Raw genomic sequence first — 24,975 nt, forward strand, 5'->3', positions numbered from 1 at the left:
CCTGCTGGTGTTGCCGCTGTGCTGCGGCCTCAGGTGGTCGCCGCCGACTGGAGATCCGAGGGAGCGCTCTCCGAGCCGCCCGCCGGAGCCCCGGCAGAGGACCTGGTCGCGACGCTCGTGGTTGCGGAGCCGGGCGAGCCCGGTGTGGCCGCGATCGTCTCCAGTTCGGCGCGGAACTGCGGAAGCATCCAGCGCAGCGGCTGGTCCAGAACACGTGCGATGGCTGCCTCGTCGACCTTCAGCAGGCCGCCGATCCGGGCGAGCGCGTCCGGCTCGTCGGTGGCGGCGTACAGCAGATGGACGACCTCGTGCCGGTGCGCGAACACGGCAAGCGCCGCGGCCGCGAGTCCGGCGTCGATCTCAGGCGGACTCGTGATTTCCCCGTTGACTGTCACGTCATCCTCAACCCGTTCGGACGCCGATCGGTTACGTGTCAGTCTTTACAGTTGACCAAATTGTCAGCTGGGCAGCCAGGACACCTTGCCGAGCAGGTACGTCGCCCCGATCAGAGCGGCGGTGTCGATCAGGGTGTGCGCGACGACGAGCGGCATGATCCGGCCCCACCGCCGGTACAGGTAGCTGAAGATCACGCCCATGATCACGTTTCCCGCGAACCCGCCGAGCCCCTGGTAGAGGTGGTACGAACCGCGCAGCAACGAGCTGGTCGCGGTCGCCCGGCGTACCGACCAGCCGAGTTGGTCGAGCCGGTGGTTCAGGTACCCGAGCACGATGACTTCCTCGAGTACGGCGTTCTGCGCGGAGACCGCGATCAGGATCGGGATGCGCCACCAGTCGTCGGGCAGCTGCGACGGGTCGACGGTCAGGTTCACGCCGGTCGCGTGTGCACCGATGTAGAACAGCAGCCCCGCTCCCCCTACGGCGGCTGCGATCGCCGTACCGCGCCCGAGGTCGCGCATCCTGTCCCGCAGGTCGAACCCGATCGTCCGGAACGACTCCTTGCCACGTGCGAGCAGGTGACCGACCAGCGCGACCGGCACCAAGGCGGTGACCACCGCGAAGACCTGCCACGCCAGATCCAGCCACGGCCGGCCGGGCGCGCGCGAACCGACGATCACGGCGGTCTGCCCGCTGATCGGCTTCGACGAGGTCAGTACACCCGTGAACGAGATGATCGCCGCCACACCGGACGCTCCGAGCGACAGCGCCAGCACCAGCCAGATCTCCCGCGAGAGCACCGACCGACTGACGCCGACCGGAGGAGACGCTGCGGGCGGAACGTCAGCCGGGGTCGTCATGGTTCAACTATCCCGCGTGGGACCAGTCAGCAGATCGAGCAGGTGGCTGAAGAGGTCGGCGGTGTCGGCCTGCAGCTCGTACTGCGACTGCACCTGGAGACCGTCGGAGAGCGCGATCAGCAGGGTCGCGATCGTCTCCGGGTCGGCCGATGCGTTGAGGGTGCCGGCGGCCTGGCGGGCGCGGACCGCGTCGGCGAGGGCCGCGCGGATCCCGGCGTACCGCTCCACGAAGAACTCGTGAGAGCCGTGTTCCGGGTCGCCCGCTTCGGCGGAGAACGTCGAGTACAGCTGCACGAGGCCCGGCACCGATCCGTTGTGGCGGATGATCGCGGTCAGGTTGTCGATCGAGTCGCCGGTCTCGAACCGGGCCATGTCGGCCTCGTCACGCGCCCGCAGGACCGCCTCGAACAGCTGCTCCTTCGAGCCGAAGTAGTGCAACATCCCGGCCTCGCTGAGCCCGGCCGCGGCGGCGAGCTCGCGCGTCGAGGTCTTCCGGTACCCGTGCCGCGCGATCACCTCCAGCGCGGCCCGCAGGATCTCCGCGCGCTTGGCGACGCCTTTCGCGTACGGACCCCGAGAACTAGCCATGTTCAAAACCTAGCATCACTTGGTTTTCGCACGTACAGTCGTCGCCATGAACTTCGACGACCTGCTCGGCCGCCTCTCCCTGGAGGAGAAGGTCCGGATCCTCACCGGCCAGGACTTCTGGTCCACCCATCCGCTGCCCGCGATCGGGCTGCGTTCGATGGTGCTGTCCGACGGCCCGAGCGGCGTCCGGGGCGCGGTCTGGGACGAGCGCGATCCGTCCCTGAATCTCCCGTCAGCAACCGCTCTCTCGTCGTCCTGGGACGTCGGCATCGCCCATCGGTACGGCGTGGTGTCGGCGCTCGAGGCGCGGCGTAAGAACGTCGACGTGGTGCTCGGCCCGACGATCAACCTGCACCGTTCCCCGCTCGGCGGCCGGCACTTCGAGGCGTTCAGCGAGGACCCGGTCCTGACCGCCGACCTGGCCGCGGCGTACGTCGCCGGCGTGCAGGAGCTCCGCGTCGGCGCCACCCCGAAGCACTACGTGGCGAACGACTTCGAGACCGACCGCTTCACCGCGAACGTCGTGGTCGACGAACGCACGCTGCGCGAGGTGTACCTGCTGGCCTTCGAGAAGGCGGTCACCGAGTCGAAGGCGTGGCTGGTGATGAGCGCCTACAACTCGATCAACGGCGCGACCGCGTCGGAGAACGACCTGCTCGAGACCCCGCTCAACACCGACTGGGGCTTCGACGGCGTGGTCGTCAGCGACTGGACCGCGGTACGCAGCCTCGAGAGCGCCAAGCACTCTCAGGACCTGGCGATGCCCGGTCCGGTCGGGGCCTGGGGTGACGCGCTCGTCGAGGCCGTCCGGTCCGGTGAGATCAAGGAGGACGCGATCGACCGCAAGGTCCGTCGCCTGCTCGCACTCGCGGCCCGCGTCGGCGCCCTCGAGGGCTACGAGAAGCCGGCCGACCCGCCACAGGTCGACGGCATCGCCTTCGCCCGTACGGCGGCCGCGGAAGGCACCGTCCTGCTCCGCAACGAGGGAGCGCTCCCCTGGCGTTCCGACGAACTGACGAAGGTCGCGGTCATCGGCCACAACGCCCGCGACGCGCGAACGCAGGGCGGCGGGAGCGCGACGGTCATCCCAGAGAGCGTTATCTCGCCGCTCTCCGGGCTGCGCACGGCGCTCCCGAACGCCGAGATCACGTACTCGATCGGCGCGGTCGTTCAGGAAGGTGTCGCCGAGCTTCCGCCGGCGACGATGACCAACCCGCAAGCCGGTGAGCCAGGCGCCCGCGTGCGGTTCCTCGGCGCCGACGGGTCCGAACTGTTCGCCGAGGACCGGTTCTCCAGCGCGCTCGTGTACCTCGGCGGCAACGCGCCGATCGGAGAGTCGGCGGTCTTCGAGTTCCGCACCACCTGGACGCCGAGCGAGTCCGGCGCGATCCAGCTCGGCTTCGCGTCGGTCGGCCGCGGCCGGATCTTTGCCGACGGCAAGCTCCTCCGTGAGGACACCGCGGTTCCGGTCGGCAACGACCTGGGCGCCGCGTTGCTCTCGCCACCGTCGATCTCCACACCACTCGAGGTCACCGCCGGCACCCCGATCGACGTCCGCGTCGAGCTCGACGTGCCCAAGCTCGAGGGCGGTCTGAGCAACGCACTCAGCATCACGGTCGGTGTCGAGCCGAGCAACGACGACCCGCAGGCCCTGATCGACGAGGCCGTCGCCGCAGCCCGGGCCGCCGATGTGGCACTGGTTGTCGTCGGCACCAATTCGAAGGTCGAGTCCGAGGGCTACGACCGGACCTCGCTCGCGCTCCCGGGCCGGCAGGACGACCTGGTCCGTGCGGTCGCGGCAGCGAACCCGCGGACGGTCGTGGTCGTGAACGCGGGATCCCCGGTCCTCCTCCCCTGGCGGGACGAGGTGGCCGCAGTGCTGGCGACGTACTTCGGCGGTCAGGAATACGGGGACGCGCTCTCCGACGTTCTCCTCGGCCGTGCCGAGCCGGGCGGTCGTCTCCCGACCACGTGGCCGCGTGAGCAGGAGGACGTCCCGGTCATCAACGTGACGCCGAAGGACGGCGTCGTGCGGTACGACGAGGGCATCCACATCGGGTATCGCGCCTGGCTGAAGGCGGGTACCGAGCCGGCGTACGAGTTCGGTCACGGCCTCGGGTACACCACCTGGGAGCTCTCCGACCTGCGCGCGAACGACCCGTCGTCCGTCGCACTGACCGTGCGCAACACCGGCGACCGCGCCGGCAAGCACGTCGTTCAGGTGTACGTGGAACGCCCGGAGAGCGCTCTCGACCGTCCCGTCCGCTGGCTCGCCGGTTTCGCCGTCGTACGCCTCGACGCGGGTCAGGCCCGCGAGATCACGGTCGGCCTGCACGAACACGCCTTCGAGCACTGGGACAACGAATGGGCGACGGAACCCGGCGCCTTCACGATCCGGGCCGGCTCGTCGATTTCGGACCTACCGCTCTCCACGGAGCTCCAGGTCCGTTAGCTGTCCGGCCGCACGCTTCAGCGCGGCGGACGTAGTACGGCGAAGGGATCCGTGACGGTCAGTTCGCGGGCAGCGAACTTGTACACGGTGGCGGGTCGGCCGCCGGACTGGCCGGGGCGGGCTATCCGGCCGGTCGGGTCGATCACGTGGCGCCGAGTCAGCACCCGGGTCAGGTTGGTGGCGCCGAGTTCGTAGCCCAGCGCCGCGCCGATCAGGTCGCGCAACTCGGAAATGGTGAACTCGCGCGGCGCCAGGGCGAAGCCGATGTTGGTGTACGACAACTTGGCGCGCAGCCGGCCGACCGCGGCGTCGATGAAGTGATGGTGGTCGAACGCAGTGTCCGGCAGGTCGTCGACCGGATACCACGCCGTGTCGGCCGGAAGCTCGGGCTGTACGTCGGACGGGACCAGGCCGAGGTACGCCGTGGCGAGCACGCGTTCTCGTGGATCGCGATCGATGGCACTGTGCGTGGCCAACTGCTCGAGATGCGCCACCTCGCGGACGTCGACCTTCCGTGCCAGGTGCGCGGTGATGGCCTCGCGAAGCCGCTGAGTCGGCTCGACGCCACCGCACGGCAAGGACCAGCGGCCGCGATACGGATTCCGTGCGCGCTTCCACAGCAGCACGCTCAGCCGGCCGTCACGGACGGACAGGACCACCGCCAGCACCTCGTGCGGATAGCTCGGCCAGTTAACCGGATCACCTTTCTTGGCAGTGGACACGTCGACGATGGTAGCGTCGTCCCTAGTTATCGACTGCTAAGCGAAAACCTCCGGAAGGGGTCCCGTCGTGACTGTTGGCCAGAGCACGGTGCGCAACTGGCAGGACGAGGTACGCCGCCTCGCCCGCGAGCGAGACGCGGTCCTGCTCGCCCACAACTACCAGGAACCGGCGATCCAGGACGTCGCCGATCACGTCGGCGACTCACTCGCGCTGTCCCGGATCGCCGCTGAAACCGACGCGTCGACGATCGTGTTCTGCGGCGTGCACTTCATGGCGGAGACCGCCAAGCTGCTCAGCCCTGACAAGACCGTGCTGATCCCCACCGCACAGGCCGGGTGTTCGCTGGCGGACACCATCGACGCCGACCAGCTGCGTGCCTGGAAGGCGCAGCACCCCGGCGCGGCGGTCGTCGCCTACGTCAACACCAGCGCCGCGGTGAAGGCCGAGGCGGACGTCTGCTGTACGTCGTCCAACGCGGTGGAGGTGGTGAACTCGATTCCGGCGGACCAGCCGGTGCTGTTCCTGCCCGATCAGTTCCTCGGCGAACACGTCCGGCGGCAGACCGGCCGGAAGAACATGGAAGTGTGGATGGGCGAGTGCCATGTGCACGCCGGCATCAGCCCGGTCGAGTTGCGCGCCCAGGTGGCGGCGAATCCCGACGCGGAGGTTCTGGTCCATCCCGAGTGCGGCTGCGCCTCGTCGACGATCTGGCTCGCCGGACGCGGTGACCTGCCGGCGGAGCGGACCCATATCCTCTCCACCGCGGGCATGCTGGAGAGCGCTCGCGGCATGACGGCGAAGACCGCCTTGGTCGCGACGGAGATCGGCATGCTGCACCAGCTCCGCAAGGTGAACCAGCAGACGACGTTCCTGCCGGTGAACCCGAAGGCCTCCTGCCGCTTCATGAAGATGATCACGCCGGAGCTGCTGCTGCGCTGCCTGCGTGAGGGCCGCGACGAGATCCAGTTGCCGCCCGACCTCGCCGAGCGCGCACGGCGTTCCGTCCAGCGGATGGTTGCCATCGGCAAGCCGGCAGGCGCGCGATGACGCGGGCCGTCGATGTCGTCGTGATCGGTGCGGGCGCGGCCGGACTCTCGGCCGCGCTCGGCCTGGCCGCGACCCGTCAGGTGCTCGTGCTCAGCGCCGGCGACGGCAGTACGCCGTGGGCACAAGGCGGCGTCTCCGTCGCGTTCGGTGACGACGATCCGCTCGACCACGCACACGACACCCACGTCGCGGGGGCAGGCTTCTGCGATCCGCGGAACGTACGTGCCCTGGTCGAGGAGGGACCGCAGCGGGTGGCCGAACTGATCGCGCACGGTGCGCTCTTCGACCGGCGCGAGGACGGCTCCCTGTCGAGGACTCTCGAGGGTGGCCACAGCCATCCCCGGATCGTGCATGCCGGTGGTGACGCCACTGGCGCGGAAGTTGATCGCGCGCTGCGTGCCGCGGTCCGCGCCGCCGGTGTCGAAACGATGGCCGGGCGGGTGATCGGTCTGACCAAGTCGACCTCGGGGCGGGTCAGTGGTGTGCTCGTCGAGACGGGCGGCGAAACTGTCCGGATCGACGCCCGCGCCGTCGTCTTGGCGACCGGCGGCATCGGCAACGCCTACCTGGCGAGCACCAACCCGTCCGCGGTGCGCGGTGATGGCATCGCGCTCGCGCTGCTGGCGGGGGCGTCCTTGGTGGACATGGAGTTCGTCCAGTTCCACCCGACCGCTCTCTTCACCGGACAGACCCGCGGGCAATTGCCGTTGGTGACCGAAGCGGTCCGGGGAGAAGGCGCCGTACTGCGTGACCTCCGTGGCCGCCTGATCATGGCCGGTCGGCATCCACGGGCCGATCTGGCTCCTCGTGACATCGTCGCCCGGGAGATCGAGGCAGCGATGCGCAGGGACGGCACCGATCATGTCTGGCTCGACGCCAGAAGCATCGAGCCGGACGTTCTCCGCCGACGGTTCCCGACCGTACTGGCCTCGTGTGCGTCGATCGGTGTCGACATGCTGTCCGAGCAGATCCCGGTGGCGCCTGCCGAGCACTTCCTCTGCGGCGGCGTCCAGGTCGACCGCGACGGCGCAACCGGCGTACCAGGCCTGTACGCCGTGGGCGAGGTCGCAGCGTCGGGTGTGCACGGGGCGAACCGGCTCGCCTCCAACAGCCTGCTGGAAGGGCTGGTCTTCGGGCGGCGGGTGGCGACTGCATTGACCTTGGACCTGCCGGCGACCACTGACAGGTCGTACGACGTTGTGCTGACCGAGGACCGCGAACCGGAGCGAATCCGGGCGATCCTGACCAAGTACGCGGGCATCCGGCGCGACGGCGCCGGCCTCAACGCCGCCGCGGACGAGTTGAGTGCCCTGGGCAACGGACCGCTCGCGACGGTGGCACGGTCCGTCATCGTGGCGGCAACCGCGCGCGAGGAGAGCCGAGGCTGCCACTGGCGCTCGGACCACCCGCACACCGACGACCGATGGAACGAGCACGTTGCGATCGGCCTCGACGAAGAAGGCCTGCCGACTACCCGCGACGCCGCGACGCAGAGGGCACGGACGGGACCCCGCTGAGGCGCTAGGAGCGGTTCGGCGCCGGCCGGCGGACAACCCGGCGGCCGGTGTCGGACTGCCAGTAGAGGACCGATCGGCCGGAACGACGACGTTCGAGCAATCCGGCGTCGGTCAGCACGCGCAGGTGGTCGGAGATGGTGCCGAGCGACAGGCCGGTGGTGGCCACGAGCAACGTTGTGCTCACGGGCTCGGCGGCCTCGACCAGGATGCGGGCGCGGTTGCGGCCGAGCAGCTGCACCAGCGGTTCGTCCGGGGTTGCGGTGGTCGCGAAGATCCCGGTCACCGGGTACGTCAGTGCGAAGCGATCCGGCAGCCGCCAGCTGACGTTGACGCGTTGGGTGTGCGCTGCGATGAACATCAGGTCGCGCCCGCGTACGTCGGTCACCGGGTAGTCCCAGCGGTTCACCTGGATCCGTCCGTCGCCGAGCCACCGCACATCGGGTCCGAGTCCGCGCAGTACGCCGGACCACCCCTGCTCGCTGAGGCGCGACGTCCGCGACACGATGTCGGCCTGCAGCACCCGCAGCCGCCGCGGCCAGTCCGGCTCGACCGTCGTCCGCCACACCCACCGCAGCAACCCCGCTGCCTCAGCGGCAAGCCCCGGCGACTGCCCGGACGACGAGAGCAGGATCGACGGCAACGGCGTCCGTACGACGCTGAGGTCCGCGCGGATGTGGTCGTCGGAGAGCGAGGTCAGGTACTCGAGTTCCGCGTCCAGCGTGAGGTCGGGCTCGAGCGGCGGCACGGTCAGGAAATCGGCGACCCAGCTACGTCCGAAAGCGCTCTCCAGCAGCGCTGACCAGATCGGGTTCGCCGCCACCGCAGCCTGAAACGCCGCGCTGTGCAGGTCCTTCCACGGCCGGAACCACGGCTCGACCGGCGCGCGGAGCAGCTTCAGCGCGGACACGGTCTCCGTGAGTTGCGACGTACCGAATCGCGCGTTCACGAGCGTGTCGGCATCGACCAGGAACTCGGACAACGTTTCGCCTCCACCCGAAACTGTAGGCGACGCGAGAACGGCGGTCGATGCTGCGGACCATGAGCACGTACCGGGCGATCTTCGCCAACCGGGAGTTCCGGAACCTGTGGATCAGCAGCGCGCTGGGCAACGCGTCCTCGACGATGACCAGCCTGACCCTCGCGATCCTGGTCGACGCCGCCACCGGATCCGCGTTACTCGCGGCGACCATCATGTTCGGACCGTCGCTCGCGCAGGTTCTCGGCGTTTCCACGCTGATGTCCGCCGCGGACACGGCGCGTCCCCGCCGAGTGCTCACGCTGCTCTCGGTTCTCTCGGCCGTCGTGGTCAGCATCCAGGCCGCGGTCGAGCTCTCCCCCGGTCTGCGGCTCGTCCTGTCGCTTGCGGTCGCGTACGGGCTGTCGATCGGGGCCGGTGTCCGCTGGGGGCTGCTCGGCGAGGTCGTGCACTCCGACCAGTTCGTCCTCGGCCGGTCCGCGATGAACCTGTCGGTCGGCGCAATGCAGATCGCCGGCTTCGGTGTCGCAGGTGTCCTCCTGCAGTCGGTCCCGCCGTCGACCGTGCTCTGGATCGCGACCGCCTGCGCCGCCGTCGTCGTACCGGTCATCCGTTTCGGCCTGCACGACCGCGCACCACGCCGAGTCGCGCGGACCGGACTCGCCGAGACGTGGCGCGGCAACCGCTCTCTCCTTTCTCTGAGCCGCATCCGCCCGCTGTTGCTCGCACTCGCGCTCCCGAACGGCCTGATCGTCGGCTGCGAGGCGCTGTTCGTCCCGTACGCCGGTTCCCGCGCCGGCTGGTTGCTCGCCGCCGGCGCTGCCGGGATGATGACCGGCGATCTCGTGGTCGGCCGTTTCCTGACGCCCGCAGGTCGCCGGATCGCGGGACAGGTTCTCCGGTTCGTGCTGGCCGTACCGTTTCTCGGTTTCCTGTTCGATCTGCCGATCGCGATCCTGTGCATCTTGGTCGCTCTCGGGAGCAGCGGCTACTCGGCTTCCCTTGCGCAGCAGGAGGTCCTGGTCGAGCTGACCCCGACCGAACTGCGGGGCCAGGTGCTCGGGTTGGAGTCCGCGCTGCGGATGACGACCTTCGGTGTGGTCGCGATCCTTGCGGGAGCGCTCTCCGATCTGACCGCGCCTGCCCCGGCGATCGCCGCGTTCGCCGCGGCCTCGCTGCTGGTCTCGATCGTCCTCAGCCGCCCGCTGACCCGCGTGATGAGGCCTGCACTCTGGATAGGCTCGCCGCATGGAAGTAGTCCGGTTGCAGAAGGTCTCCAAGCGGTACGGACGCCGGGAGATCCTGGCTGACGTCGACCTCAGACTGAACGCAGGGGAACTACTGGCTCTGGTCGGCGCGAACGGTTCCGGCAAGTCGACCGTACTGCGGCTGCTGGTCGGCCTGTCGCGACCGTCCGCGGGATCGGTGCAGCGCAACGCCGACGTCGTCAGCTACGTGCCCGACGTGTTCACTTCCCACGACCGCCTCTCGGCCGCGGCGTACCTGCGGCACATGGGGCGGATCCGCGGACTCAGCACGAGAACGGCGAGAGGCCGCTCTCTCGAGTTGCTCGACCGCCTCGCACTCTCGGGCGGCGCAGACACCCCGATGCGCAAACTGTCGAAAGGCAACGCGCAGAAGGTCGCGCTGGCGCAGGCACTGCTCGACCCGCCACAGTTGCTCGTTCTCGACGAACCCTGGGCCGGCCTCGACGCGACCGCTCACTCGACCCTGCGCGAGCTCCTCACCGAGACCGCGGAACAAGGCGCCGCAGTCGCCTTCACCGAACACTCCGCCGAAGTCGTCCGCTCAACCGCAACCCGCGTCTGCGAACTCGATCACGGCCGACTCGCCACACTGCGCCAACAGACCGCCCTCACCGAGCTCCACCTGACCCCCGCCGGCACACACCTCAACGGCGCGGGCGTCGACTGGGAACGCCACCCCGACGTCCTCGAGGTACGGCGTACCGAGGCCGGCGTGACTGTGCTGCTGCCGACCGGTCGTCATGACGCCGCGCTGCTGACCGCGCTGAACCACGGCTGGTCGGTCGTCACCGTACGGCAGGTGAAACCCGAGTGAGCGCTCTCTACCGTTACCTGCTGACCAGCGTCCTGCTCTCCCAGCGGTACCTCCCGCCGACGCTGATCTTCCTCGCCGCGATGGCCGTTGGTACGACGTCCGACAACGGCCCGCTGCAGTCGTCGTACTCGTTCTGCGTCCTCGCGATGCTCGTCTGCACGACCTGGCTCACCGTCAGCATCGTCAACCACGAGGACCCGACCCAGCGGCAGATCACGCTGGTCATGATCGGCGACTCGCTGCGCGTCCTGACGATCACGGTCGCTGTGGTGATCACCTGGTGCGTACCGCTCCTGCTGATCGGCCTCGTCTACCCGATCGTCACCGGCAAGCACGTCGTCACCGCCGGCGACCTCGCCGTCGGTGCGGCCGCGCAACTGGGCGCGGCGATGATCGGGATCGCGATCGGCCTGCTCTGCTCGCGTCTCGTGATCCCGCGGATCGGGGTCGCGATGCTCACCGCGGCCGCTGCGATCCTCGCCGTCCTGCTGCTCCGCTGGATCTCCCCGATCCGCCCGATCATGACCGTGCTGTCCAACGAGAAGCCCGCCGCCACGAACGCCGTACCGCTCACCCTGCTGGCCGCGCTCGCCGCGATCCTGCTGACGGCCGCCGTCCTCGCCACGAAGGTCCTCGCCGACCGCAAGGAATAGCAAGGAACAGCAAGGAACAGTCAGGACGCGGCCACCGACGACAACCCGTGGGGGGCGGCTGAGCCGCGGACGATCAGGGTTGTCGCCAGCTCGACGTGGTGTGAGGCGATCGGCTCCCCCACCGCCAGCTGCAGCGCGGTGCGTACGGCGACCGCGCCGATCTCGCGCAGCGGCTGCTTCACCGTGGTCAGCTGCGGAGACGCATGCCGTGCCACCTGGGTGTCGTCGAAGCCGATCACGCTCAGGTCGTCCGGGATCCGCAGACCGCGGGCGCGCGCCGCTTCCATCACGCCGACCGCGATCTCGTCACAACCGGCGAAGATCGCCGTCGGCCGGTCCGGCAGGTCGAGCATCATCGACCCGCCGGCCAGGCCGTCGTCGTACAGGAAGTTGCTCAGCCAGATGTAGTCCTTCGGTACCTCGGCGCCGACGGCGTCCATCGCGCTCCGGAACCCGCTCATCCGCGCCTGGTTGCAGGCCGACGTCGGCGGCCCGCCGATGTACCCGATCCGCCGGTGCCCGAGATCGAGCAGGTGCTGCGTCGCGGACATCCCGCCCGCGAAGTTCGTCGACCCGACGCTCGTGACGTCGGGCTGCGGTACGTCGGCCGGATCGATGATCACCAACGGCAGCCGCGCCCGGGACAACGCGGCCAGGTCGGCGTCGGACAGCTCACTGGTGATCCCGACGGCGGCCCGGCGGCCGGACGCGATCAGGTCCCGCACCCAGGGCGCCGCGCGGCCCGCCGAGTGCCGGCTCGGGTGCGGCGGCCGGGAGCTGAGCACGACCTCGACCCCGGCCGCCGCGCCCGCGTCGAGCACGCCCTGGATCACCTCGACCGAGTAGCTGTTCAGTACGCCCTGGTAGAAGAGTTCGACCGTCTCGTGCTGGACGGGTTCCGGGCGGCGCCCGACGTACCCGTGCTTCTCGAGGACGTCCTGGACCCGGGCGCGGGTCGACGCCGAGACGTCGCTGCGCCCGTTCAGCACCTTGGAGACCGTGGCGACCGAGACACCGGCCGATCCGGCCACTGTGGCCAGGGTGACACGACCCTTCAACGGCGACATCTCATCATCACCCTCCTCCAGGATCCTTGCTGATCGTCACCGGCGTCGTCAGGACTCGGTCGTGTCCGACCACCCTCACATCCCCGGTGATCCGCAGCATGGCACGACACGGCAGGTCCAGCGACGACGTGCCCACCATCACTTCGACGTCTCCGGGCTCGACGATCCGGCGCAGATCGGGACCCGTGTACGCCGTCCGATCGGAGTGCACCCGGAACGTGACGTCGGCCGCCTGACCGGGCTCGAGCGACACCCGCGCGAACCCCGTCAGCAGCTTCAACGGCCGCGCGACCCGGGCGACGACGTCGCGCAGGTACAGCTGCACGACCTCGTCGCCGCCCCGGTCACCCGTGTTCGCCACCCGCACCGTGGCAGTGAACTCGCCGTTGCTGCCGATCTCCGGCACGCTCAACCGGAGATCGGCGATCGTGAAGTCCGTGTACGACGCCCCGTACCCGAACGGATACAGCGGCCGGGTCTCGAGCCCGCTGATGCCCGCGCTCTCGACACTCCCGAGGGCCGGCTGCAGGTACGTACCGGGCTGCCCACCGACATGCCGCGGGATCTGCACCGGCAGCTTCCCGCTCGGCACGATCCGCCCACTCAGTACACCGGCGATCGCCGCCGCACCCTCCTGTCCCGGGATGAACGCCTGCACCAACCCTGCAGCCCGATCCGCGAACAACCCCAGCGCATAAGGCCGCCCCGACACCACCACGACGACAACGGGTCGCCCCGTGTCGAGCAACGCTTCGAGCAGATCCCCCTGCACCCCAGGCAGCCGCAGATCCTCGGCATCGCATCCTTCGCCCGAGGTCCCGTGCCCGAACAGCCCCGACAGGTCACCCACGAAGGCCACACACAGATCCGAGTCCTCGGCCGCCGCAACAGCCGATGCGAACCCGGAGCGATCGTCGCCGACGACCTCACATCCCTTGGCGTACGAGACCTCGGCGTCGGCCAACTCGTTGCGCAAGGCATCGAGTGGCGAGATCACCGAGATCCCCGGCCCACGCTCGGGGTACCGCGGCAGCACGTGGTTCGGGAACGCGTAACAGCCCATCAGCGTCCGCGAATCGTCAGCGCAAGGACCCACCACGGCGACCTTCGCAACACCCGACAGCGGCAGCACCGAGCCGGCGTCCAGCAACACGACCGACTTCTCGGCCAGCTCCGAAGCGATCGCCCGATTCTCCGCCGAATCCAGGTCGACGCCGGCCTGCACCGAACCCTCAGGAGTCCAGTCCTCGTCGAGCAGACCAAGCTCGGCCTTCTGCAGCAGCACCCGCCGCGCCGCGCGGTCGATCAGGTCCTCGGACACCTCCCCCGCCTTCACCTTGTCGAGCAGGCTCAAGTACCCGATCGTGTCCGGCAGTTCGACATCGGTCCCGGCGGTCAACGCGGCGACCCCCGCGTCCGCGTTGTCCGCCGCCACCCGGTGCATCGACGCCAGGAACGGCACCGCCCAGTAGTCCGAGACGACCGTCCCCTCGAAGCCCCAGTCCTCCCGCAGTACGTCGGTGAACAGCCACGGATCCGCACTCGCAGGCAGCCCGTCGAGGTCGGCGTACGAACTCATCACCGACCCGGCGCCGGCCGTCGCGATCGCGGTCTCGAACGTCGGCAGGATGATGTCCAGCAACTCGCGGCGCCCCATCGACACCGGCCCGTGGTTCCGGCCGGCCCGCGACGCGGAGTACCCGGCGAAGTGCTTCAGCGTCGCGATGACGCCCGCGCTCTGCAGACCACGCACGTACGCCGAACCCAGGATCCCCACCAGGTAAGGGTCCTCGCCCATCGTCTCCTCGACGCGACCCCAGCGATAGTCGCGCACGACGTCGAGCACCGGCGACAACCCTTGATGCACACCGACCGCCGCCATGTCGCGCCCGATCGCCGCCGCCATCCGCTCGACCAGCGACGGGTCGAACGTCGCACCCCACGCGATCGAGGCCGGGTAGACAGTCGCGCCGTACGTCGTGAATCCGGTGAGGCACTCCTCGTGGACCAGCGCCGGCACACCGAGCCGGGACTCCTTCAGCACCACCTCGTGCTGCCGGACGACCTCGGCGATGCCCTGCTCGACCGTCTGCGGGTAACTGCCCCAGACCCGGGTGAGATGACCGAGCCCGTCGCGACTCGCGTCCGCCAGCGACAGCGAACCGCCGACCGAGAAGACGTCCTCCATCGGCGCGACGTTGATCGTCTCGTCCTCGGGCAGGTCGTGGTCGGCCATGTCGTTGCCGGCCCAGCGGCTGCCGAGCTGCGCGATCTTCTCCTCGAGCGTCATCGCCGCCAGCAGCAGCCCGGCTCGCTCCGCGGCGGGCAGCGCCGGGTCGCGCCAGGGCCGGTCAGTCGAGATGGACAAGAAAATCTCCCTTGATGAACGTTCCATTCGGTGAGCAATTATCGAAAACTTTTCGATGCTCTCCGGTCGACCCGGCCGATCCGCCGTAGATCGATGAATCCCCTGTACCGACAGGTGATTACGTGACCTCACTGTGACCCCAAAGTCTACTTAGTTCAAGTCTTGACAGCACTATCTCCGAAATCTATGTTTCGAAAACAAGTCATATCGGCAGGTGCTTCCGCAACCTGTGGGGGCAGCACGGAGTACGGAGATCACTGTGGATCCCATGACGACATCCCGACGTACCTTCCTTGGTCTCGTCGGTGGCGGCGCACTCGCTGCCGGCCTCGGCGCCTGCGGCAGTTCCGGCCCGCAGAGCACGCCTGGGTCAACCACCGGAGCCGGCGGCGCAGGTGGCGGGGCGACGTACTGGTTCCTCACCGGACAGCCGCAGCAGGGCATCCGGGAGGCACAGGTCAAGAGGTTCAACGACGCGAACGCGGACAGCAAACTCAAGACCACCGAGTTCCAGAACGACGCGTTCAAGGCGAAGATCAAGACCGCCATCGGCGCCGGCCAGGGCCCGACGCTGATCTGGGGCTGGGGCGGCGGCGGCCTGAAGGCCTACGTCGAAGCCAACCAGGTCGAGGACCTGACCGACTGGCTCACCAAAGAGCAGGCCGACCTGAAGAACTCGATCTTCCCGTCCGCGTTCACGGCGGCGACCGTCAACGGCAAGATCTACGCGGTGCCGGGCGAGACCGTCACGCCGATCGTGCTGTTCTACGACAAGCGCGCGTTCGAGAAGATCGGCGCGGAGCCCCCGCAGTCCTGGGGCGACATCATGGACCTGGTGCCGAAGTTCAACGACAAGGGCATCGCGCCGTTCTCGCTCGGCGGCCAGTCGCGCTGGACCAACATGATGTGGCTGGAGTTCCTGTTCGACCGGATCGGCGGCAGCGAGGTCTTCCAGAACATCTTCGAGGGCAAGAAGGACGGCTGGTCCGACCCGTCCGCGATCAAGGCCCTCGAGGAGATGCAGAAGCTGATCAAGGCGAACGGATTCGTCAAGGGCTTCTCCTCGATCACCGCCGACTCCAACGCCGACCAGGCGCTGCTGTTCACCGGCAAGGCCGCGATGATGCTGCACGGCGCCTGGACCTACGGCAACATGAAGTCGTCTGGTGGCGACTTCGTGACCGGCGGGCACCTTGGATACATGAACTTCCCGCCGGTCGACGGCGGCAAGGGCGACCCGAGCGACACGGTCGGCAACCCGGGTCAGTACATGTCGATCTCGTCCAAGGCAACCGACGCCGAGAAGGCGACCGCGAAGAAGTTCATCGCGAACAACACCCTCGACGACGCCACGGTGGAGGCCTGGGTGAAGTCCGGCAACATCCCGGTCGTGAAGAGCGCGAAGGACAAGCTCTCGTCGATCACCGACAAGAACGACTCCGCGTGGCTGAACTTCGTCTACGACACGGCGGCGAACGCGAAGAACTTCGCCCAGTCCTGGGACCAGGCCCTCAGCCCGACCCAGGCCGAGACGCTGCTCGACAACATCGCCAAGCTCTTCCAGCTGTCGATCTCCCCGCAGCAGTTCGCGACGAACATGAACGCGGTGATCGGCCAGTGACTGTGACCGCCCCGCCCGCTGCACCGGAGACCGGCCGAAAAGTCTCGTCCGGCGCCGGCTCGTCCGGGGTCGGGCGGAGCGGTCCGGTCGCCTGGATGGTGCTGCCAGCGCTCGTCCTGTTCATCGTGTTCGGGGTCGTCCCACTGGTCGGCGTACTCCTGCTGAGCTTCACCCAGTGGGACGGCCTCGGCGCGATCCACAACGCGGGCCTGTCGAACTGGAAGTCGGTGCTGTCCGACTCCCAGTTGCCGCACAGCATCCTGGTCACCTTCGAGATCATGATCCTGTCGTGGCTGGTGCAGACCCCGATGAGCCTGCTGCTCGGCACGTTCCTCGCCGGGCGGCAGCGGTACCGCGCGTTCCTCGCCGTCCTCTACTTCATCCCGCTGCTGCTCAGCTCGGCCGCGATCGCGATCACCTACAAGGCCCTGCTCGACCCGAACTTCGGGCTCGGCCCGGGCCTGCACCTCGACTTCCTCACCCAGGACTGGCTCGGTCGCAGCGACCTCGCGGTCGGCGTGGTGATCTTCATCGTGTCCTGGCAGTTCATCCCGTTCCACTCGCTGATCTACCAAGGCGGCGTCCGGCAGATCCCGACCACGATGTACGAGGCGGCCTCGATCGACGGCGCCGGCCGGGTCCGGCAGTTCTTCAGCATCACGGTGCCGCAGCTGAAGTACACGATCATCACGTCGTCCACGCTGATGGTGGTCGGCTCGCTGACGTTCTTCGACCTGATCTTCGTCCTGACCGCGGGCGGTCCCGGCGACGCCACGCGCGTCCTCGCCCTCGACATGTACAAGCGGGGCTTCATGTCCAACCAGATGGGCCCGGCCAGCGTGATCGCCGCCCTCATCGTGCTGCTCGGCCTGGCGCTCGCACTGCTGCTGCGCCGACTGGGTGGCAGCGCGACCGCAAGCCAGCAGGAAGGTGCGTGACATGGCTGTGGCTACCAGCAACTCGGGTACGACGACCCGCCCGGTGCGCAGCCCTTCGTTCCGCGCCCGCAAACTGCTGCAGCTGAACTGGTTCGGCGGACTCGCCGGCTGGATCTGGCTGGCGATCGTGCTCGTGCCGCTCTACTGGATCGTCGTCACCAGCTTCAAGGACCAGAGCGCGTACTTCACCCAGAACCCGTTCGCGCTGCCGTCCGCGCCGACGACGAACAACTACAGGCTGGTCGTCGAGTCCGACTTCCCGCGGTACTTCCTGAACAGCGTGATCGTCACCGTCGGCACGATCCTCCCGGCCGTCGGGATCTCGTTCATGGCGGCGTACGCGATCATCCGCGGCGCCGGCAGCAAGTTCCTTGCCGGAGTCAACGGTCTGTTCCTGATGGGGCTGGCGATCCCGCTGCAGGCCACGATCATCCCGGTCTACCTGCTGATCATCAAGATGCATCTCTACGACAGTCTGCTGGCGCTGATGCTGCCGTCGATCGCGTTCTCGATCCCGCTGTCGGTCCTGGTGCTGACGAACTTCATCCGCGACGTACCGAAGGAACTGTTCGAGTCGATGCGCGTGGACGGCGCCACCGAATGGGGCATGCTCCGCGGCCTCGCGCTGCCCCTCACCCGGCCGGCGCTCGTGACGGTCAGCATCTACAACGGGCTCGGCGTGTGGAACGGGTTCCTGCTGCCGCTGATCCTGACCCAGAGCCCCGACAAGCGAACCCTGCCGTTGGCGCTGTGGACCTTCCAGGGCCAGTACAGCGTGAACGTCCCGGCAGTCCTCGCCTCCGTAGTCCTGACCACCCTCCCGATCGTCATCCTGTACGCCGTGAGCCGCCGCCAACTCCTCAGCGGCCTAACCGCCGGCTTCAGCCGCTAAGCCGTCTGCCCGCGTTGTCCGGGGTCTGAGCACCCCGGACAACGCGGGCGTGCTCGTGCTCTCACGGACTGCTAATCTCTGCGGCCTACCTGGACCGTCTTGAGTAGTGGGGGCGATGAGCACCGTGGCGGACGACGAACCTGACGCAAACACCTCGGACACTCGCGGCGAAGGCTGGTTCGGCAGACACCAGAAGGGTGCCTGGATCGCTGCCGGAGCGACAGTTGTCGCCGCTCTGATCGCGGCGTTGGTGCCAGTCCTGGCCTCCTCCGGCGACGACAACAACGCCGTCGTGTCTACCCCGTCGCCGGCCGCATCCATGTCCGGATCGGCACCGACCACGACCCCGGTGCCCAGCCAGACCCCGTCTCCGAGCACCACTGCTGCCGGAAGCCAACTCTGGCAAGGGGCCCTGCTGCTCGACACCACGGCGAAGGATCTGGACGCCGTGCCACCGGAACCAGTCGGCTATGCCGACGAAGGCGACGTGTACATGCTGCTCAACAACGAGATGAGCGGCTGGAACGGCACCCTGATCGCGCAGTGGACCGGGCCCGGCGACCTGCCAGGACTTCAGGACTGCTCGAACGTCGTAGGCACCCTGGGCAGCACCGACAAGGTGAAGCTCACGAAGAAGACCGTGCTGTGCGTACGCACCAGTGACCGCAACATCGCGAGGCTCAAGGTCTCCGCGCTCGGCGCCGGCGGCGCCCTGGAATCCCGCGCCACCTTCGACGCGGTCATCTGGAAAGCAGGCTAAGCCGCCCCTCAGCCGATCTCCGAACACCCGGCGCGTTCTGAATCTCTTGCGGCGAATACCCCCGGAAAGGTACCGTGGGGTGTTTGTGCCGTAAAACAAAAAAGAAGCCCTCTTCGGGCTTCTAGGTTCAGATTATCAAACTCTCCGGGTTTGTGCAAGGGATCGGGGGCAGGGGTGCTGGAGCAGGAGATCGCTGCAGAGCAAGGCGAAGTGACGATCATGTACGAACGGCTCGATGTGCTGCGGGAAAAGGCACGCGGTGAACTGGGCCGGGTGCAGGTCGAGGAAACCACGGGGACGGATCAGTCCTGGTCGGAGCGGGAATCGTTCACGGATCTGTTCTCCGGGCGGTTCTCGCAATTGTCGTCGGTGGAACGCGGATTGTGTTTCGGGCGGATCGACCAGACCGCCGGCGAACGGTTCCATATCGGCCGGATCGGGTTGTTCGACGACGACTACAACCCGCTGCTGATCGACTGGCGGACGCCGGTCGCGCAAGTGTTCTACCGGGCGACCGCCGCCCAACCGCTCGGCGTCAAACGCCGCCGGCACATCCGGCTGCAGGGCCGAACGGTGGTCGGGGTCGACGACGACCTCCTGGACGCCGACGCGATCGACGACGGCGAACGCAGCACGCTGATCGGCGAGGCGGCGCTGCTCTCGTCGCTCGGCGCGAACCGTACCGGCCGGATGAACGAGATCGTCGCGACGATCCAGTCCGAGCAGGACGAGATCATCCGGTCCGGCCTGCCCGGGGTGCTCGTAGTGCAGGGCGGCCCCGGCACCGGCAAGACCGTGGTCGCGCTGCACAGAGCGGCGTACCTGCTCTACACACATCGCGAGCAGCTCGGGCGGAGCGGCGTACTGGTAGTAGGACCCAACAGCACGTTCCTGCGCTACATCGACCAGGTACTCCCCTCGCTCGGTGAGACCGATGTCGTGCTCGCGACGATCAGCGAGATGTTCCCGGGCGTCGCCGCGACCGCGGCGGAGCCGGCCGAGGCGGCGCGGATCAAGGGCAACCTGGCGATGGCCGACGTGATCGCGCAGGCGATCGCCGGCTACCGGGTGGTGCCGGCCAAGCCGATCCGGCTGAAGGTGAACCAGGACGAGCTCGTGCTTCGGCCGGGCGCGATCCGCAAAGCACAGCAGGGCGCGCTCTCGACCCAGCCCCAGCACAACCGCGCCCGGCCCCTGTTCGTCCGCCGCGTCCTCAAGATCCTCACCAACCAGGTGGTCGACCGCATCGGCCGGCAATACGTCGGAGACGCGGACATCGACGACATCCAGCAAGAACTGTTCGACGACGACCAAGTCCTGGAGCTCCTCGACCAGTTGTGGCCTGAGCTCACACCTGAGCTCCTCGTCTCAGTGCTGTTCTCCTCGGACGACCGGCTGGCCGCGGCCGCACCGCATCTCAGTGCATCCGAGCGTTCCGCCGTACTGCGTCCACTCGCCGCGGACTGGACTGCGTCGGACGTCGCGCTGCTCGACGAAGCGGCCGAGCTGCTCGGTGAGACCGCGGACGTCGTTGTCGGACGCAAGCGCCAGGCGGCCGAGGATGCTGCCGCCGAGGAGGCCGGCCGGGAGTACGCGCACGGCATCGTCGACATCGAACTGACCGCCGATCGGATCACCATCGAGCCGTGGGAGATCGAGCAGTTCAAGGACCTGATCGCCCAACGCACGCGGGTGTTCAACAGGCCGGCGAGTACCGCCGAGGGCACCGCCCACGACCGCAACTGGGTGTTCGGCCATGTCATCGTCGACGAGGCCCAGGAGCTGTCCGCGATGGACTGGCGGATGCTGATGCGCCGCTGCCCGCGCCGCTCGATGACGATCGTCGGCGACATCGCGCAGACGGGTTCTGCCGCCGGCGTACGGTCCTGGGCCGAACTCCTCGACCGGTACGCCGCCCGCCGCTGGCGCACCGCCGAACTGACGGTCAACTACCGCACCCCGGCCGAGATCATGACGATCGCCGCCGATGTCCTCGCCGCCATCGATCCGACCTTGCAGCCACCCACCTCGGTCCGCGAAACCGGCACCGACCCCTTCATCGACCCCGTCCCGCCCGCAGCCCTCGCCGACGCCATCCGCACCGCGATCAAGTTCGAGCAGCGGGAGATCGGCGACGGACACCTCGCGGTGATCGTCCCGGCCTCCCGGTACGACGAGTTCGCCGCCGTACTCCCAGAAGTTGCCCACAGCCACGACCCGTCCGTACTCGACGGCACCGTCGCCCTCCTCGACGTACCCCAATCCAAAGGCCTCGAATTCGACGCTGTCCTGATCGCCGACCCCTCCACCATCGTCAACGAATCCCACCGAGGTCTCTCCGACCTCTACGTAGCCATCACCCGAGCCACCAAACGCCTGACAATCCTCGGCAACCTCCCGGACGTGCTGAGGCGCAGGTGAGGCTTCTGAATCGGTGGACCGATGGACCGCGTCGCTACCTCCAACACGCACGGGTGTTGTGGCGGGCGGCGCCCGGCTGGTCCACGCTCGCACTCGCGCTGACCGTGCTCGAGGCAGTGGTCCGGACCGGCCTGATGATCGCGATCGGGCTCTTCGTCGGCTCGCTCAGCGAATCGGCGACGTACGCGACCTGGCAATGGTTTCTGCTGATCGCCGCGCTGCTTGTCGTCGGGCCGTTGCTCCAAGCGTGTCTGTCGGCGGCAACGGCACGCAGTTCGGTCGCGTACCTGCGCTACGTGTCCGATCTGGTCGCCGAGGTCGGCCTGCACCCGCATGGGATCGAACATCTGGAGGCGCCCGATTTCGCGGGCTGCCTCCGGACGGTTGTGACCGCGACGCGGGACTGGTCGTTCGTGACTGGTGTCGACGCCACGTGGTCGATCATCGGGCCACGCCTGGCGGGAACTGGTGCGCTCGCCGTCCTGGTGCCGTGGCGATGGTGGGTTCCGCTCCTGGTCGCCGCCTCGTTCTTCGCGCTCTCCAAAGTGTTCACCGGATGGATCAGCCTCGCCTTCGACAAGTTGCTCACGAGTCCCGGAGACAGTCGGCGCCGAGCCACCTATCTCCGTGGACTCCTCACGCAAACCGAGTCTGCGAAGGAGATTCGGTTGTTCGGCCTGACGGACTGGCTCACCGACGTGTACCGGGCGAGCTGGTTCGACGCCATGACGCCGTTGTGGCGGGAGCGACGCCGAGGACTCGGTCCGGTTCTCCTCACCTGCCTGGTCATGGCTCTCATGGTCGGTGGCGCCTTCGCCCTGATCGCGTACGACGTCTCAACCGGAGCGATCTCGCTGGCGGCCACCGTGACCATGGTCCAGGCGATTCTCCGGCTGCAGAACTTCGGCCTTCTCGGGGACGTGAGTACGGCGCTCGCACGCAACACGTCAACGCTCCAGGCGTTGGTAGGTCTCCGCCACGATCTCGGACTACCGGCGGTCGCTCCGGTCCGCCCTGCCGGCTCAGTGTCGCCGCAAAGGCGCCCGGCAGGTGCTGCTGAGGTTCACCTGGACGCGGTCACCTTCACCTACCAAGGCAGCACCGAACCTGCAGTCAAGCAGGTCACTCTGCACATCCCGGCCGGCCAGTCGATCGCCGTCGTCGGCGCCAACGGCGCGGGCAAGTCGACAATCATCAAGCTGCTCTGCGGGCTGTACACACCGGCTGAAGGGACTGTACTGGTCGACGACGCCGACCCAGCCGTCGATGAGGCTGCCCGTCGCCGGGTCGCGGTGATCTTCCAGGACTTTGCCCGTTATCACCTCTCGTTGCGCGACAACGTCGTACTCGGTGCCGGAAGTGCGGATCATCCGCTGGTTGAGCAAGCGCTGACCGACGCCGGCGGCGCCGTACTGCTTGAACGGCTCGACCGAGGATGGGACACGGTCCTGTCGGCAGAGTACGACAGCGGCACGGACCTCTCCGGCGGTCAATGGCAGCGTGTTGCCCTGGCCCGTGCGCTGGCTGCAGTGGCAGGTGGAGCAGGCGTGCTCGTACTGGACGAACCGACGGCGGCGCTCGACGTCCGCAGCGAGGCTGCGCTGTTCGAGCGGTTCCTCGAAGTCACACGAGGCGTGACCACCATCCTGGTGAGTCATCGGCTGTCGAGCGTTCGGCATGCCGATCGCATCGTCGTACTGGCAGGTTCCGGCATCGTCGAGGACGGCAGTCACGAGGAACTGCTCGGCCCTCGGCGGGCGCTATGCCGAGCTCTTCACGCTCCAGGCGCGTCGTTTCGTTTCGGTGCCCCGATGAGCCCGGCCCTGCGGGGAATGGCGCTGGTTCTCACCACGACGGTCAGAACGAGTCCGGCTCAGTCCCTGCTGTGTCTGCTCGAGACCCTCGGCAAGGTGCTCGCGGCATTGTCACCGCTGTACGTCGGGATCTTCGCCGACGCCGCCGTCCATCGGAATCTGGACCGGATGCTGCTGGCCGCGATCGCGCTGGTCGGATCGACCGCGGCGAACACGGCTCTGCAAGCTGTTGGGGTCAACGCCCGCGTCCGGCAGATGGAACTACTCGGTCATGTCTTCGATGCACAGGTCGCCGAGCTCACGGCACGCATTCCGACCCTCGATCATCTGGAGTCCGCGCGCTACCTCGACAAACTGCAGATCCTGCGGGACAACGAGAATGTGCTCGGCGGAGCGCTCAACACGATGATCAACACGCTGAACACCCTGGCGTTCGCCATCAGCGTCCTGCTCGTCGCAGTCACCGCCGACTGGCGGCTGTCGATCCTGATCGCGGTGGGAGCGACGCGCCTGGTCACCGCACGCTGGTCGCTGCGCTGGGACAAGGCCGCCGAAGAGGCCAGCGCCTCCTCTGGTCGCTTGACCCGCCACCTGATCGAACTGACTACGTCGCCCACCGCGGGGGCGGAGACCCGGGTCTTCGGCCACCAGTACGAGCTCCGGCGGCAGATCCGTCGCGCAATCACCGCTTGGCGACGACCGATCATGCACGCGACCAGCCGCAAGGCAGTACTCGCGGCCGGTCACACCGTCCTGTTCTTCGTCACCGCGAGCGCTGTGCTGGCCTGGATAACCCAGGACGCGCTCGCCGGAACCGTCTCGATCCAGTCCGTTGTCGTCGCGGTCGCTGTCCTTCAAAGCCTGCAGACCGTGAGTTCCTCGTTCGCGGGGGTCGTCGGAGGGATCACCAAGGTCGGACGCAACTGTGCCCGGTTCATCTGGCTTCGCGACCATGCGGCCGGCATCTCGACCGGCCGCGAGACACCGCCGTCACGGCTGTCCGACGGAATTCGGATCGAGCACCTCAGCTACCGGTACGGCGACTCGCAACGAGACTCGCTGACCGATGTCGATCTGCACCTCCCGACCGGCGCTGTCGTCGCAATCGTCGGTGAGAACGGCGCCGGGAAATCCACCCTGGTGAAGCTGCTGAGCGGACTCTACCGACCGACGGAGGGCCGGATCCTCGTGGACGGCCAGGACCTGTCCGCACTGGATCCGGTCGCCTGGCGATCCCGGCTGGCCGGGGCGTTCCAGGACCATGTCCGATTCGAATTCACCGCGCAGCAATCCGTCGGCGCCGGTGACGTCGCCGTACTCGACGACCGGCAGCGCGTCCACCAAGCACTGCGTGACGGCACGGCCGAAGAGATCGTCGCGGCACTGCCGAGTGAGCTGGACACCCAACTCGGAACGGCCTGGACCGGCGGCGTCGGCCTGTCCGGTGGCCAATGGCAACGAATCGCCATTGCCCGCGGCATGATGCGCCGCGCTCCACTGCTGCTCATCCTCGACGAGCCGACGTCGGCCCTCGACCCTGTCGCTGAACACGCGCTGTTCGAACGCTACGCGGCAGCGAGCCGCCGTACCGGGCGGCGCGGTGGAGTCACCGTGTTGGTGACCCATCGCTTCTCAACCGTCGCCGCCGCCGATCTGATCGTCGTACTCGATCAAGGCCGAGTCGTCGAATACGGCTCGCACACCGAGTTGCTCGCCGGCCAGGGACAGTACGCCGACCTCTACGAACTCCAGAACCGCGGCTACCGCTGAGGCCCCCTGCGGGGGCTTGGTTGGGGGCTG

At 68.1% G+C, this 24,975-nt stretch carries 19 protein-coding genes; 12 read left to right on the forward strand and 7 right to left on the reverse strand.

Annotated features, from left to right (window positions below):
- Positions 1–29: 29 nt before the first annotated feature.
- The 3 genes from E0H45_RS19335 to E0H45_RS19345 form a co-directional block, all read right to left on the reverse strand.
- Positions 30–395, reverse strand: a complete 366-nt coding sequence (locus E0H45_RS19335) for a hypothetical protein (RefSeq protein ID WP_131339156.1) — start codon at positions 393–395, stop codon at positions 30–32.
- Positions 396–458: 63 nt separating this feature from the next.
- Positions 459–1,256 (reverse strand): CPBP family intramembrane glutamic endopeptidase, encoded by a 798-nt coding sequence (locus E0H45_RS19340; protein WP_131339158.1) that lies wholly within the window; start codon positions 1,254–1,256, stop codon positions 459–461.
- 3 nt (positions 1,257–1,259) lie between these two features.
- On the reverse strand, positions 1,260–1,844 hold the full coding sequence (locus tag E0H45_RS19345) for a TetR/AcrR family transcriptional regulator (RefSeq protein ID WP_131339160.1): 585 nt from the start codon (positions 1,842–1,844) through the stop codon (positions 1,260–1,262).
- Positions 1,845–1,890: 46 nt separating this feature from the next.
- Between E0H45_RS19345 and E0H45_RS19350 the strand changes: the two genes are divergently transcribed.
- Positions 1,891–4,296 carry a beta-glucosidase family protein gene (locus E0H45_RS19350; protein WP_131339161.1) on the forward strand — a complete coding sequence of 802 codons (2,406 nt, stop codon included), beginning with the start codon at positions 1,891–1,893 and terminating at the stop codon, positions 4,294–4,296.
- Between the two features lie 17 nt (positions 4,297–4,313).
- Here E0H45_RS19350 and E0H45_RS19355 read toward each other — a convergent pair whose 3' ends face one another.
- The gene (locus tag E0H45_RS19355; RefSeq protein WP_238155091.1) at positions 4,314–5,018 is read right to left on the reverse strand and encodes an NUDIX hydrolase; all 705 of its coding nucleotides are present in this window, start codon (positions 5,016–5,018) and stop codon (positions 4,314–4,316) included.
- 67 nt (positions 5,019–5,085) lie between these two features.
- Here E0H45_RS19355 and nadA point away from each other — a divergent pair, with 67 nt between their 5' ends.
- Together nadA and nadB are read left to right on the forward strand one after the other, a co-directional pair.
- Positions 5,086–6,066, forward strand: a complete 981-nt coding sequence (gene nadA / locus E0H45_RS19360; RefSeq protein WP_131339163.1) for a quinolinate synthase NadA — start codon at positions 5,086–5,088, stop codon at positions 6,064–6,066.
- The gene (gene nadB / locus E0H45_RS19365) at positions 6,063–7,583 is read left to right on the forward strand and encodes an L-aspartate oxidase (protein WP_131339165.1); all 1,521 of its coding nucleotides are present in this window, start codon (positions 6,063–6,065) and stop codon (positions 7,581–7,583) included. The genes nadA and nadB overlap by 4 nt, the downstream gene beginning before the upstream one ends.
- Before the next feature lie 4 nt (positions 7,584–7,587).
- On the opposite strand, the gene E0H45_RS19370 is transcribed toward nadB, so the two are convergent.
- Entirely contained in the window at positions 7,588–8,562 is a 975-nt protein-coding gene (locus E0H45_RS19370) for an ArsR/SmtB family transcription factor (RefSeq protein WP_131339167.1), read from the reverse strand.
- Positions 8,563–8,621: 59 nt separating this feature from the next.
- On the opposite strand from E0H45_RS19370, the gene E0H45_RS19375 reads away from it, so the two are divergent.
- From E0H45_RS19375 to E0H45_RS19385, 3 genes are read left to right on the forward strand one after another with little or no spacing between them, the layout of a single operon-like run.
- The gene (locus E0H45_RS19375; RefSeq protein WP_131339168.1) at positions 8,622–9,869 is read left to right on the forward strand and encodes an MFS transporter; all 1,248 of its coding nucleotides are present in this window, start codon (positions 8,622–8,624) and stop codon (positions 9,867–9,869) included.
- Positions 9,808–10,641 (forward strand): ABC transporter ATP-binding protein, encoded by an 834-nt coding sequence (locus tag E0H45_RS19380; RefSeq protein WP_131339170.1) that lies wholly within the window; start codon positions 9,808–9,810, stop codon positions 10,639–10,641. The genes E0H45_RS19375 and E0H45_RS19380 overlap by 62 nt, the downstream gene beginning before the upstream one ends.
- The gene (locus tag E0H45_RS19385; protein WP_131339173.1) at positions 10,638–11,294 is read left to right on the forward strand and encodes a hypothetical protein; all 657 of its coding nucleotides are present in this window, start codon (positions 10,638–10,640) and stop codon (positions 11,292–11,294) included. Before E0H45_RS19380 ends, E0H45_RS19385 begins: the two co-directional genes overlap by 4 nt.
- A 20-nt stretch (positions 11,295–11,314) precedes the next feature.
- On the opposite strand, the gene E0H45_RS19390 is transcribed toward E0H45_RS19385, so the two are convergent.
- Together E0H45_RS19390 and E0H45_RS19395 are read right to left on the reverse strand one after the other, a co-directional pair.
- Positions 11,315–12,361 carry a LacI family DNA-binding transcriptional regulator gene (locus E0H45_RS19390; RefSeq protein WP_131339174.1) on the reverse strand — a complete coding sequence of 349 codons (1,047 nt, stop codon included), beginning with the start codon at positions 12,359–12,361 and terminating at the stop codon, positions 11,315–11,317.
- A 7-nt stretch (positions 12,362–12,368) separates the two neighbouring features.
- Complete coding sequence (locus E0H45_RS19395; protein ID WP_238155092.1) at positions 12,369–14,729, reverse strand: glycoside hydrolase family 3 N-terminal domain-containing protein; 2,361 nt, start codon at positions 14,727–14,729, stop codon at positions 12,369–12,371.
- A 268-nt stretch (positions 14,730–14,997) separates the two neighbouring features.
- On the opposite strand from E0H45_RS19395, the gene E0H45_RS19400 reads away from it, so the two are divergent.
- The 6 genes from E0H45_RS19400 (at position 14,998) to E0H45_RS19425 (ending at position 24,945) form a co-directional block, all read left to right on the forward strand.
- Entirely contained in the window at positions 14,998–16,350 is a 1,353-nt protein-coding gene (locus tag E0H45_RS19400) for an extracellular solute-binding protein (RefSeq protein WP_131339178.1), read from the forward strand.
- Positions 16,347–17,288 carry a carbohydrate ABC transporter permease gene (locus E0H45_RS19405; RefSeq protein ID WP_238155093.1) on the forward strand — a complete coding sequence of 314 codons (942 nt, stop codon included), beginning with the start codon at positions 16,347–16,349 and terminating at the stop codon, positions 17,286–17,288. The genes E0H45_RS19400 and E0H45_RS19405 overlap by 4 nt, the downstream gene beginning before the upstream one ends.
- Position 17,289: 1 nt before the next feature.
- Entirely contained in the window at positions 17,290–18,180 is an 891-nt protein-coding gene (locus tag E0H45_RS19410) for a carbohydrate ABC transporter permease (RefSeq protein WP_131339180.1), read from the forward strand.
- 115 nt (positions 18,181–18,295) lie between these two features.
- Positions 18,296–18,940: a hypothetical protein gene (locus E0H45_RS19415; RefSeq protein ID WP_131339182.1), complete on the forward strand. Its 645-nt coding sequence runs from the start codon at positions 18,296–18,298 to the stop codon at positions 18,938–18,940.
- Positions 18,941–19,114: 174 nt separating this feature from the next.
- On the forward strand, positions 19,115–21,361 hold the full coding sequence (locus E0H45_RS19420) for a HelD family protein (protein WP_238155094.1): 2,247 nt from the start codon (positions 19,115–19,117) through the stop codon (positions 21,359–21,361).
- Positions 21,358–24,945 (forward strand): ATP-binding cassette domain-containing protein, encoded by a 3,588-nt coding sequence (locus E0H45_RS19425; RefSeq protein ID WP_131339184.1) that lies wholly within the window; start codon positions 21,358–21,360, stop codon positions 24,943–24,945. The genes E0H45_RS19420 and E0H45_RS19425 overlap by 4 nt, the downstream gene beginning before the upstream one ends.
- The last annotated feature ends 30 nt before the right edge of the window (positions 24,946–24,975 follow it).

The organism is Kribbella soli (assembly GCF_004331345.1).
Taxonomy (GTDB): Bacteria; Actinomycetota; Actinomycetes; order Propionibacteriales; family Kribbellaceae; genus Kribbella; species Kribbella soli.